Annotated in this window: 9 protein-coding genes; 5 read left to right on the forward strand and 4 right to left on the reverse strand. The window is 47.6% G+C overall.

Features of this window, described 5'->3' with window-relative positions; genetic code table 11:
* Positions 1-52: 52 nt before the first annotated feature.
* The gene (locus JT717_RS18650; protein WP_205512348.1) at positions 53-700 is read right to left on the reverse strand and encodes an RNA polymerase sigma-70 factor; all 648 of its coding nucleotides are present in this window, start codon (positions 698-700) and stop codon (positions 53-55) included.
* A 364-nt stretch (positions 701-1,064) separates the two neighbouring features.
* Positions 1,065-1,874 (reverse strand): MBL fold metallo-hydrolase, encoded by an 810-nt coding sequence (locus JT717_RS18655; RefSeq protein WP_205512349.1) that lies wholly within the window; start codon positions 1,872-1,874, stop codon positions 1,065-1,067.
* 427 nt (positions 1,875-2,301) lie between these two features.
* Between JT717_RS18655 and JT717_RS18660 the strand changes: the two genes are divergently transcribed.
* Together JT717_RS18660 and JT717_RS18665 are read left to right on the forward strand one after the other, a co-directional pair.
* Entirely contained in the window at positions 2,302-3,129 is an 828-nt protein-coding gene (locus tag JT717_RS18660) for an MOSC domain-containing protein (protein ID WP_205512350.1), read from the forward strand.
* A gap of 145 nt (positions 3,130-3,274) precedes the next feature.
* Entirely contained in the window at positions 3,275-3,484 is a 210-nt protein-coding gene (locus JT717_RS18665) for a hypothetical protein (RefSeq protein WP_205512351.1), read from the forward strand.
* 343 nt (positions 3,485-3,827) lie between these two features.
* Here the strand turns inward: JT717_RS18665 and JT717_RS18670 are convergent, their stop codons facing one another.
* Positions 3,828-4,898 (reverse strand): PorP/SprF family type IX secretion system membrane protein, encoded by a 1,071-nt coding sequence (locus JT717_RS18670; protein ID WP_205512352.1) that lies wholly within the window; start codon positions 4,896-4,898, stop codon positions 3,828-3,830.
* Positions 4,899-4,949: 51 nt separating this feature from the next.
* On the reverse strand, positions 4,950-10,043 hold the full coding sequence (locus JT717_RS18675; RefSeq protein ID WP_205512353.1) for a PKD domain-containing protein: 5,094 nt from the start codon (positions 10,041-10,043) through the stop codon (positions 4,950-4,952).
* A gap of 458 nt (positions 10,044-10,501) precedes the next feature.
* On the opposite strand from JT717_RS18675, the gene JT717_RS18680 reads away from it, so the two are divergent.
* Genes JT717_RS18680 through JT717_RS18690 form a run of 3 tightly spaced genes read left to right on the forward strand, consistent with a single transcriptional unit; the run spans position 10,502 to position 12,485 of the window.
* On the forward strand, positions 10,502-11,035 hold the full coding sequence (locus JT717_RS18680) for an LVIVD repeat-containing protein (protein ID WP_205512354.1): 534 nt from the start codon (positions 10,502-10,504) through the stop codon (positions 11,033-11,035).
* Positions 11,036-11,046: 11 nt separating this feature from the next.
* Positions 11,047-11,787, forward strand: coding sequence for an LVIVD repeat-containing protein (locus tag JT717_RS18685; protein ID WP_205512356.1), 741 nt, complete (start codon positions 11,047-11,049; stop codon positions 11,785-11,787).
* Positions 11,787-12,485 (forward strand): DUF3575 domain-containing protein, encoded by a 699-nt coding sequence (locus JT717_RS18690; protein WP_205512357.1) that lies wholly within the window; start codon positions 11,787-11,789, stop codon positions 12,483-12,485. Before JT717_RS18685 ends, JT717_RS18690 begins: the two co-directional genes overlap by 1 nt.
* Position 12,486: the final 1 nt, after the last annotated feature.

The raw sequence follows: 12,486 nt of genomic DNA on the forward strand, positions 1-12,486 counted from the left end.
ACCGTTGGATGTATTTGACAAAAAAAAATCGAAAAATAAATAAAGGTGATGGTTATTCAGCGCATATAGTAAAAACCCCCATGTTTTCATTCGGGCCTCCTTTTTTATGATTACATGCAATAGAACCACTCAGGCAAAAACTAATAAATACGGCCACCAGTAATTTCTTTTTCAGTAACTGAATTGCCCGGCTTTTCTGGTTCAAAACATTTCTGGCTGTAATATGAAGCTTTTCGGCTACCTCATCGGTACTGGCGTCTTCGAAATAGATCATTTTAAAGATGATCTTGCATTTCTGCGGCAGGGTCTCTATAAGCGGATAGATCCTGTTCAATAGTTCGCCTTCTATCATGTCGGTTATAACATCCTGGTCGTCCTTATCTTTTTGCAAATAAGACAGTTCGTTCTGGGAGGCGGTTTTCCTTTGTATATGCCGAAGGTAATTGAGGCTGGCGTTGCGGGTGGTTACAAATAAGAACGCTTTTACGTGATCTTCGGTCTGAAAAACATCGCGACGTTGCCATAATTTTGTAAACGCTTCAGATACAATATCTTCAGCTTGCTCCTTATCCTTTACCAGTTGCACAGCACAGGTAAAAAGCAGCTTGTTGTAGTTCTCGAAAATTATTCGAAAGGCACTACTATTCCCTTGATTAAACGCTGTGAGCCAATCTTCCTTTTCCAAAAATTTCTTCTTCATCGGGTTTCAATTTATGATCATCTGTTATCGGGAACCAGCTATGGGCAAAACATCTTTATAAAACCCGGCAAACCGCCGAACTCTATAAAGATAAGGTTAGTGACTATCAATAAATTGCTGTGGTACAGGAATTACTTTCCAGTTTCAAATCTTGGAGATTGTTGCTATAATCAGTGCGGTTGCGGAACCTGAAATCGCTTTATCTGCGCCTTGTAGCACAGAAACAGCGGGATGCAAGTTTACAAAAATATATTATAAAATGGCTTAAGTGTTTTCTCTAATTGGCAATAAGTAGTTACCCCATTTTAAGAAGGCAAAAAAACGGTGGTCTTCGTTTGTCACTAAATAGTAAAACTTCCGGCGGTCAGTAAATGGAAAGATAACGGCTGACCGATCTTTCGAAAATGGCCCGCGCGCCTTCGGTGATGTTCATCCATTCAAAAGCGCCATACATGGCATCGAATGACAGGGGATGCACCCGCTCGTAAATAAACTCTATGTCTTTTTTAGGCAGTGGAATATGATTGGGGTAACTGTACATAAAGGCCAGATGGCGGCGGCTGGGCGCAATGTAAATGCTGTCGCCAGTCAGCAAACAACCCGACCGGCCATGATCGGGCAAATGAAGGATGGTGCTGCCGGCAAAATGACCCCCTACGTGTACGATACTTATATTGTCCCATAAGGTTTTTACACTGCCCGACCATAATTCAATATAACCACCGGGATCTTTGATCCACTCTTTATCGCTTGCATGTAAATAAATAGGACAGTCAAAGGCGGTTGCCCAATCCTGCATCAAACTATAATAGTGCGGGTGTGAAATGGCAATGGCGCTGATACCGCCCAGCGCCCGGATAAATGCAATGGTCTGATCGTCGATAAAAGGGAGGCAGTCCCATAGCACATTTCCTGCGGAAGACAATACCAGGTGTGCTTTCTGGCCAATGGCAAAAGCCGGAGTTATTCTGAGGTCGTATAATGTAGACAGTAAGCGCGAAAAACGAATGCTGCTTTTGGCGGCCAGTTCGTTGTAACTGGTCCAAACCTGACCGGTAAAGCCCAGGTATTGCCGGTCATCGGCGCAGATATCGCAAACAGCAGGGACAATAGAAGTTCCGTAGCGCACACCACAGGTGTTGCAAATATTCTTTGCCGAAGGCGAAAGTATCATAGAAAAGTATTAACGTAGATTTGCTGCTATAGAATTTCAGGCCCTTTGAACCAACTGGCGCCAACTGCCGGTGCTGCTATCAGGGCCTCTGGTAATGCAAAGTTAATACCAGAAATTATTTACCAGCTTATACAGACAATATAGTATTGTTCAGTAAATAACATTTTTATAAGAGTATGCATGTGTTTTTACGTGGCGGTTAATGACGTTTTTTGCGTATATTTACAGTTCACCAAAGAAAAGGAGGTATTCATGAAATCTACAGATCATTCATGGACACTTTCGGTTGGTATCGCCTAGCCGGGGTATGTTCCATCAAAATATCTGTCCCGAACTAATGTGTCGGGAGAGCCATTCCACTACAAGCGGGATGGCTTTTTTTATTTTAACGGCTGTCCCAATAACATTGATCTTGCTACCTTAGCGTATGCTTACAGTCAGCGAATTATACATTTATCCCATCAAATCCCTGGGCGGCATTGCAGTGAACTCCGCCATACTCACCGATCGCGGTTTTGCATATGACAGAAGATGGATGCTGGTCGATGAAAATGACCGCTTCCTGTCGCAACGGGAAGTAAGTAGCATGGCTTTGCTGAAGGTAGCGCTCAGCGGCGAAGGACTGCTCGTTAAAAATACAGCTGTTGCCAGTACCGAATACCTGGTGCCTTTTGAACCGGCTAATTCCGAAACCATAACGGTTACCGTGTGGAGCAACCACTGCCGGGCACAAAGAGTAAGTGAGGCTGCAGACGCCTGGTTCAGTGAACAGCTGGGCTTGCGGTGCAAGCTGGTATATATGACCGACAGTACCCGCCGCTATGTTGACGGCCGCTATGCCCGTAATAAAGAAATAACCAGTTTTTCAGATGCCTATCCATTACTGCTGATCGGCCAGGCTTCCCTCGACGATCTGAACAGCCGGTTGGAATCGCCCGTGCCGATGAACCGGTTCCGGCCAAACATTGTATTCACAGGGGGAACCCCTTTCCAGGAAGATTCAATGAAACATTTTGACATCAATGGCATCTCTTTCTTTGGGGTGAAGCCCTGTTCACGCTGCGTAATAACGACAATTGATCAACAAACCGCCGAAAAGGCCAAAGAACCGTTGAAAACGCTTGGTACCTACCGCGTGAAAAATAAAAAGATCATTTTCGGACAAAATCTATTGTTCCAGGGATCCGGCAGTATAACCATAGGCGATACCGTTACCATTCATGAAAGCGGGCTTGTGGAATTGTTACCCGACTGATGGTTGCCCATTGTTAGATCTTGTTGGTACGACTGAGGAAATTCGTCAACACATGGGGTGCAGCGAAGCGGATCACCTGCCTTAAAACCGGTGGTCTGTTTTTTTTACTATGTAAGTCCCTCATAACTTACTAAATGCACCGCTCATGAAAATCAAAGGAACTACTCAACTCATTGAATTACCGGCTTTGGAAGAATCTCCCGCGTTGAGGCTGGTTTATAAGAACGAAGAAGTTATTCAAGAAGAGGAAAAGACTGTTTCCAAAACAAAGGCTCCGAATAAACTGTATGTAAAAGAGCCGCTTCCGCTTTTTAATGATTATAAGTTCAAGGCAAAGGACCATGATCCTTTGTAATCTCCAGTGTATTTAATGCTTTAGAGTTTTCATACCTGTTGATTCATCCCGGGTAACCCCTGGATCGCATCTGCTTCGGGTTTAGTTCACCCATATCTAATTCGTATCGGATACATCTTTCGTGGATCTGCCGTACATATCCCGTTCCTTTATAGGAACGGGTTATATACGAGACATGTACGGGATATGTACGGAACATATACGAAATATGGGCGAATCTGACACGACCCAAAGGCGATCCAGGGGTAGGCCTGGGGTAAACAAAAGGCAATAAGGGTAATAGTGAGGCCTGTGTTGATGTAATATGAGATGAGCGATAGTGTTTAGTTTACATATTTGAAGTTTATTGGATCGGACAGGCGCTTTTGCTGTTTATGCGTGGTTTACACGCATTACCCGATTCCTGGTCATAAGTACTTTGGTCCCACACGAAACCAAGTTCTGAACTACCGGTGGTATAAGAATACCGGTTTTGACCGATAGGCGCATCGTGGGCGGCGCCGGCCCGCACTTTATAACCATCGCCACTGCGGCCAGCCAGGTTTATTGAAAGGGTAACCGTAAAGGCATCATAATTCCTGAAATTAATACTGCCACGATACCATAGGCCCAGGCTGATGTCGTATTCATTTTGCGTTATTTCGGTACCTACCTGAAATGAGTTATGTTTTGCCTGCGTGTATACAATTCCGGCTACACTGTACGACCAGCTTTGTTCAGGATTGGTATACGTGTACATGATATTGCCCGTCCAGCGAATGGGCAGCTGGCTGCGAAATGAATCGGCTGAATTGGTGAGCGACTCATCGGGGCGGTTAATATGGTGTGCACTGCCTCCCAGCAATAGGCGATTATTGTCATTCCAGTTATAATTGAAGAAAAGGCCGGCGGAAAAATCAGGATACCATTTACCACTGTTCACGGCTTTGTCGGCCGCAGATACGCTGCCTGGAATGATTCCATCAGCATCCAACTGATCGGCAAACACCAGCTTGCTGTAGTCGAGCCGCCGCTGCACAAAGCCAAATTGCAAGCCGCCGCTCGCAAACCAGCGCGGAACATCGCCATTTTCGGCAGGGGACAAAGTGCCTGAACAAATGGTGTAGGCATAAGACCCGTAAATACCGGTCTTTTTTAAATAGCCTTCGTTAGAGTGAGTGCCCAACAGGCCAAAACCGCCATGCAGGGATGGCAGGAATTTATCAACAGATACAGCACTGTAAGAGATCTCGGATGGAATGTTCCACCATTGGCGGCGGTAAATGGCGCTGAACCGCAGATCGTAATCACCTGCACCCGTGGCCGCCGGATTGAGGTAGACTGGTGACAAGAACGGCTGCGAAAATACCGGGTCCTGGGCCTGCGCCGGGCGAATGATAAACAGCGTCATAATGGTGGCTAGTAAATATTTCATACAACTGAATAACTATTACTTATTATCTATGTAACTATATCAACTCCTCAACTACTTAACAACAGTAATAAACCCCGCCTTCACCGCCTTATTGCTTCCGGGAAACTGCATGCCCTTCCACTCCGTGCCATTTATATACCTTGCTTCTATCTGCCAGCCATAGGTGTCCTGCTGCACAGGTTGGCCATTATAACGTCCGTCCCAGGGTTCGTTGGGCGATCCATTGCCATCGAGCCGGGTAGTTTCAAACACTTTTTGTCCCCAGGTATTGAAAATGCGTAAGCGGTATTGCGATAAACCTTTACCCATGGGCAGGAACTGCCGTAATGCGTGGTTGCTGCAGCCCGGACAAATGGCGTTGGGTATGTATAAATAGCCAGGTACATGCAGAATACGAACGTTCACCGTATCGTACCCGCTGCAGCCGGTGCCGAAATCGTGTACATATAACTGTACTTTATATGCGCCGGTATCGCCATATTGATAGGATATTTTCTGCCCCGATAATTGCTGCCGCGTTTTATCGCCCATATCCCAGGTATACACTTTATTGGCATTGGTGGCCACTGTATCCCAGAAGCTGAATGTATAATCGGGTTGATGCAATACATTGGCCGGTGACAATGCAATGGCAGGCCCTGGCAACGGCTGGATGCTGACTGAGCCGGCCGCAGTAGTATCGCCACAACCAGCGGCATTTTCGGGCAGTACCCGGATCTGGTACACCGTTGGGACCGTAGCGGCTACCGGCGCCTGGAAGCGGTAACTGAAAGGATTGTTCATGCCCTGCAGATCGTTATTGACAAACCATTTCAGCTGCACTGCATCGGTTCCTGTATAACTCAGGTGGGCCTTGAATGAGAAAGTTGTATCATGGTTACAGGTGCTGTTGCTGGCCGGGGTACCCAGCACCAGCGGTGTATTGAACACTTCAAAAGAATAGATGGTGCTGTCGGCACACTCCTCGGTTGTATGCACTACCAGTTTTACCCAGTACTTTCCTGGTTTCCTATATACATGAGCGGCGGAAGTACCGGAGGCCTGGAAGGTATAAGGCGCCTGCGCACTGTCGTAAAATGTCCAGGCTGTTTTAATAGCATGGGCAGCGCCTGTGGCGCTCGTTTGCAATGTGTAGGGGATGCAGGCTTTACCGGCCCGTATGCTTATCTGTGGTTTTATTTTGTCTGTGATAACCACCTGCTGCGAGGCGGTATCTGTACAGACCATACCGGCGTTGTTTGTCTTTTTAGCTACCTGTTGAATGGTATAGTTGCTTGCCGAAGCGTAGACATGTGAGCCATTGGCAGTGGATGAGGTCTGACCATCGCCCCAGAGCCATTCATAAGCTGTGGCTTCCTGCCCAGTATTCACGGTAACCACATTGTTACCCGTGCACACAAGCGGATTGGTGAGGTAGAAACCTGCCATGGGTGGCGCATGAACGGTAACCTTGCGATAGATAACAGTATCAGAACACTCATTTTGCAGTCTGATGCTTACGGTAAATATTCCCTTGCGCCGGTACGTATAACTTACAACGTTCTGTGCGTTGGGGGTGGTAATTTTTGCGGAATTATCACCGAAGTCCCAGGTAAGCGTTGATGCGCCAATACTGCTATTGTTGAATGTAACAACATGTGGGGCGCATCCTTCCAACTGGTTGCCATTGATAGTGACGTGTGCCGCTATGGAGTTAGGGAGCACCAGCATACTGATGCGCTGTGTATCGCGCCTGCATTGGTTTTCGGCAATCAACCGGATCTCATAGGTGCTAATCGTGCCTGTATGATATACATGCACAAATGAGTTGTTGGTGCTCGTGGTATCTTTAAATCCATCGCCAAAATCCCAGTAGTAGGCAAAATTATTTCCCGCCGATCTGTTGGTAATAGTAACATCGAAAGGCGAGCAGCCTTTGGTGGTATCAACAGTGAACCTTGCTTTGGCATTGGCATACACCAATACGCTATCGCGGTGGTAAGAAGTATCACAGCCGTTGAACGCCTTCAGCGTGATGTAATAGGTGGTATCCCTGAAATCAGGACTGGGATTATAGGTAACGGCTGCAGGTGAAACCTGGTTACCGGTAATGCCATTGCCAAAGTTCCAGAAGAACTGAATGCCGTTCAACTGACTGGAGGTATTGATAAAATTGACTGTCACCGGCCCGCAGGCTTTTGACTGGTCTTTGGTAAAACCGGCTGTTACTCCGGCAACAGTATGAAATGTCAATTCCATGCTGTCGGGCTTACAGCCATGTACACTTGTTGCAACCAGTTTAATGACCACCGTTTCTCCCGCTGCGGTTATGGGATAGCCGGGGAAGGCGCTATTGGCGCCTGAGCTGATGAGGGTACCGTTGGCATACCAGTTATATAACCCATTGCCTTGCGGAAAAGCCATTGTTTGTATTACAGCATCCAGGTTCACCGGTGCACATTGGGTGGTACCGGTAGCGGTGAACTGTGCTTTGGCATCGGGGTTTACGATCACCTGCACACTGCTGGTGTCGGCACAACCATTGGCGAGTGCGCCCGCGAGGTAATAAGTGGTGGAAGCACCGGGATTGACCTCTACCGTATCAGGCGCTATATACCCTAGTGAGGTGGCTGGCCACCAGGTATAAGTGTCAGCCCCACCAGCTGCCAGGCGGGTACTGTTGCCAATACAAATAGTTGAAGCGGCAGTGGTGAGGGTAATTAGCGGCCGGCGTTTTATGGTGATATAAACTGAGTCTTCTGTAGCGCAGCTGGCGCCAATGGAAGCAGTTAACTTATAACCATAGGTGGTATCGTTGCCCGTACCGGTATAATCCAGCTGCAACACGGGGTTGGCAATAGCCGGATCGCTGAGGCCCGTTGCAGGCGACCACCGGTAAATAACGCCATTTACGCCAGGTGCACCAAGGGTAATAGCTGCCCGGCCGCAAATGGCGGTATCACGCCCTGCATCGGCAACCGGCTTCGGCGTTACGGTAACGGCTGTGTTTAACAATACGCTGGTATTGCAGGCGCTGTCAATCACTTTCAGCTGAATTGCATGAAGGCCGGTATGGGTATATTGGATCGTACCAGGGTGCTGCAGATCTGAATGGGCAGGTGTACCGTCGGTGAAGGTCCACTGATAACCAAGCGGTCCCTGTGAATAACAGGTGCTTGCGGTTGCAGAAGGAACAAGGCCGTTTGTTATGCAGATAGCACCAATGGGATCAATGGCTGCCTGCGGTAACCCGCTTACATAAAAGGTATCCTGTTTAAATGATTCCTGGCAGGCAGATCTTGCCGCCACAGCGCTTACTGTAAGCCGGATAATATACCTGCCTGGTACATTGAACCGGATCTCAGGGGAAGGGGTGGCTTCTGTTGCCCCCTGTAAGAACTGCCAGGCAGGCGACTGGTTCGATCCGCAATGCAATGGATCATCATAAGTTACTTCCCATTTATACTCATCGCCCTGGCAGCCGTTCACAGGAGAGGTATTCGTGAACAGGGCGCTGCCCGGACCGCAACTGCTTTTGCGGCTCATCGCGAATTGAGCATTGGGCGGATTGCGCACACAGATCAGTTTTACTGTACTGTCGAGCCCGCATTTATCATTGAAAACATAGAGCTTGACCGTGTATGTACCGGTGGTATTAAAATTAATATCAATCGAATTGGAACCGGCGGTCCATAAAAAACCATTCAGGGAGCTGCCGTTCAAGGCGCCCAGGTTGCCGGAAGTGATCGTATAGCCGGTAGCAGGGGAGATGGTCCAAACCTGCTTGCCCGAATTGGTGCAGGTAGAACTGGAACCACCCGTGGGGGTGATCACTGATCCATAGGCGGAAGTGCTGATGATGGAAACATTTGTGTTGGTACAAACCGTTTCGGAAGGAGATCCGCCGATGCTTGCACGTGGTTTTCCCGATACATAGATCGGTACAACTGATGGACTTGTGGTACCGCATGGATTCTCGATGGTCAGGTAAGCACCAAATGCATTATTGAAAGTGTTGTTACCGCTGCTGCTGGAAAAGGAACAGGAGCCCTGGGCAAAGAAATGCGCTGCAATAGCAGGAGGTGGATGCACAAAGACCTGCGGATCTGACCCATCATTGATCAGGAAGGTGTATTGCGTTCCGGGTGGATTGGCCGAAATATTATTGATCGCAAAACGCAGGGAGTCGGAAGCACAGATATCTGTATTGCCAAGACTCGACAGGCCACCTGCAGGTGTAGAGCCGAGGAAGACAATGTATTTCTTTATGCCTATACAGCCATGTGCACCTGATACCCGTACGGTCATGCTGCTGCTGCCTAAAGGGAAAGAATGTCGTATGATAGTGCCCGCCGGCCAACTGCTGAAAGAGGTATCGGGCGTACCATCGCCCCATGAAATGGCATAGCTGGTATTGATAGGAGTAGTGCCTGACTGGTTAATGAAGCTAAAGGTGTAGGATGCAATATTGGAGCAGCGCCTGAAAGTAGCCACGCCGTTAAAACTGCCAAAACTAACAGCGGCATCTGCATTTCCTATGGATGCGTCGGGTACATTTTTGATGGTAACCTGCTGGGTGGTTGAATCTTTGCAACCAAACTGGTTGGTAACAACCTGCTTTACGGTATAGGTGCTGGTACCGGGCATGCCTACAGCCTGCAGGAATTGATGGGCAGGATTGGGTAAAGTGCTGGTAGCGCCGTCGCCAAAAGTCCAGAAGTAAGATAAACCGCTACCGGTAGCATGATCGCTGAATTGGATATCGATATTACCACATACATTATTGGGCGAGAAACTAAAACCGGCGGCCGGCTTTTCGTTCGAAACATGTATCACTATGAACATGGAGTCGGCCATAAAGCCGGCTCTGATAAGTTGTTTGGTTGTATAGTAACCAGCCGCAGGATAGTTCACCGTAACGGGACCAATGCCGGCAGCGGTTGACATATTGCCGCCGGTAAATGCCCAGGTGATCAGCAGGGAGCCTTGCGCAGCACTCAGGTATCGCACGGAATTGCCTTCACATACCCGTACTGTGTCGCCATGATTTACAATTTTACCATTGGCCCTGATGCCGGCTGTCACCTGGGTGAATGCCGTGGAGGCATGAAAGAGCGATAATAACAGCAATACAAAAAAGGCAGACAGCTTACAGGCCTGGTGCATACATTCTGGTTAGGGGTTACAGGATCGGGAACGGCTTACGGTGCTTCATAAAGGATATAGCGGACCTGTACGATCCTGACATTGCCCGCTGCAATCAGCTATGGGAACCATCTTTGGACCGGGAAATAAATGCCTGCGAAAAGCCGTGCTTTCCTTTGACGCTTTTTGCGTATTCAGCGAAAGAGGGCTGCCTATCGGTTTCTTAATTCTTGTGGAGAAGAGGTAGTTAAAGAGGGCGCTAAGATAGGGAAAGTTGATGAGTTGGCAAGTTGATGACAGACTGGTTAAAGTGACCCATAAAGTTGATTCGGTTGGTAAAGCGTTGGAACCAGCACCAGGTAAGTATAATGACCAGTATGAAATGACGAAACGTTAATGAAATCTTAAACAGAAAGGCACCTAAAAACAGCTGCAACGGGCATTAAAAGCCAAATGTCTTATGCCTTCAAATTAAACTCATGAGACGACCATTACTAATTGCTTCGGGCATAGGGCTATGCCTTTGCCTGTACGGTTGCACGCCCAATGATCTGCCTGACTCACCTGCGGATACCGCCTATGTGCCAGTGTATATGTCTGCTGCCGAAAAGAATAATATTTCGCTATCTACCGCACGAATAACCGAAAGATCCGGTAAGATATATGCTTATGGAAATTATATTTTTCAGAACGACCAGAACAAAGGCATTCATATCATTGATAATGCTGACCGGCTGCATCCCCGGAAGATCGGTTTCCTGAACATTCCCTACAATACTGAATTCGCGGTAAAAGGCCATTATATCTATGCCAACAATGTAAACGACCTGGTAGTGATCGATATCCGGGACATGAACAATCCTTCTGTAGTGAAAAGACTGGAGGATGCTTTCCCTTATGTGAATCAGCAGTATCCCCTGGAAGCAGGTTATTTTGAATGTCCTGATCCTGCAAAAGGCATCGTGGTCGCCTGGGAAGTACAAACCGGTAAAACCTTTAACTGCAGACGTTAAAAAATTTCGGTATGAAGCAATTGTTATCTTTTGTACTGCTATCAGTAGTGCTGCTGGCAGTTGTTCAATGCAATAAAGCTACGAGTTCAGGAAAGTTCACTGGCAGCGGAGGCTCCACAGCCAGGTTTGCCATCAGTGGCGATCATCTGTATACAGTTGATAAATCAAATCTGAAAGTGTTCAGTATAGCGGATGCTGCTGATCCGGTGTTGAAAAACACAGTACCGGTAGGTTTTGAAATAGAGACCATTTATCCCTTTAAAGACAAGCTATTCATTGGTTCAACCAGCGTAGTGCATATATTCTCAGTAGATGATCCTGAAAACCCACAGAAATTGAGCACCGCTATATCTCCGGAGGTGATCCGCCGCTGCGATCCTGTTGTTGCCAAAGATACCGTTGCCTATGCGACCCTGCGCACCAATGGTGTTTGCGGCGGTGCGCAAAGTATTCTGGCCGCTTATGATATTAAGGATCTTACCAAGCCTGTTCAGAAGGCAAGTTACCCGGTATCTGAACCTTACGGCCTTGGTTATGCCGATACTGCATTATATGTGTGCAACCGGGATGGTTTGTATGTATTTAATATCAGCAGCGCTTTCAGTCCGCAGTTGACTAAAAAGATCAGTGATGGCTGGTACCTCGATGTTATACCATACTATAATACCCTTATCTGCCAGGTGCAGGATGGGATGAATTTGTTTGATATCTCCAACCGTATGGAGCCTGGCCTCATTACAAAAATCAAATAATGGTCCGTTTTTATTTGCAGTGCCTCTTGCTGCTGCTGGTAGCAGGAAGGGGCAGCGCTCAACCGATGAGCTACCGGGGCCTGAGCGCCGATACGGGTACCATTTACCTGCGGCACAATCCGCTGGGGTGGGCTGATCTGTTAGACAACAATGTTAATTTGGGCGCAGAATACCGGTTGAACAAAAACTGGTCGGCTACCATGGATGCCGGCTTTATTTTCTATTCACAATATTTTTCAAAAACCAGGCAGGCCACCGGTTGGCTGTTTCGACCAGGCATAAGACTATACCCTGGTAAATACAAAAGCTTTTTTATCGACCTGCAATTGCACTACAAAGAGGTGACCTATCATGTCAAAGACTGGATCGAGCGGGATGTAGTGCAGGGTGTGGCTTCCTATGAAGAGCTGACCAGGTTCCGCTATAAAAAAACGGTAACGGGCGCACATCTGATGATTGGCGGAAGGAAATATCTAACCAGTAACCGCCGCTTTTTAACGGAATTATATTTTGGGCTGGGTTTACATTTTAAAGAGGAGGGGCCATACCACCAGCCTGCCAATAGCCGGTATGACCGCGCCATGCGTATGATGCCGCAAAGCATCAATTTAAATGAGGTGAATGCGAACAATGCGCCGCGCAAATGGATATTGCTGGCCGTACCCTGGGGGCTGCGGATCATTTACCGCTTGCGCTGAA

It is taken from the genome of Longitalea arenae (assembly GCF_016924755.1).
GTDB classification, from domain to species: Bacteria; Bacteroidota; Bacteroidia; order Chitinophagales; family Chitinophagaceae; genus Niastella; species Niastella arenae.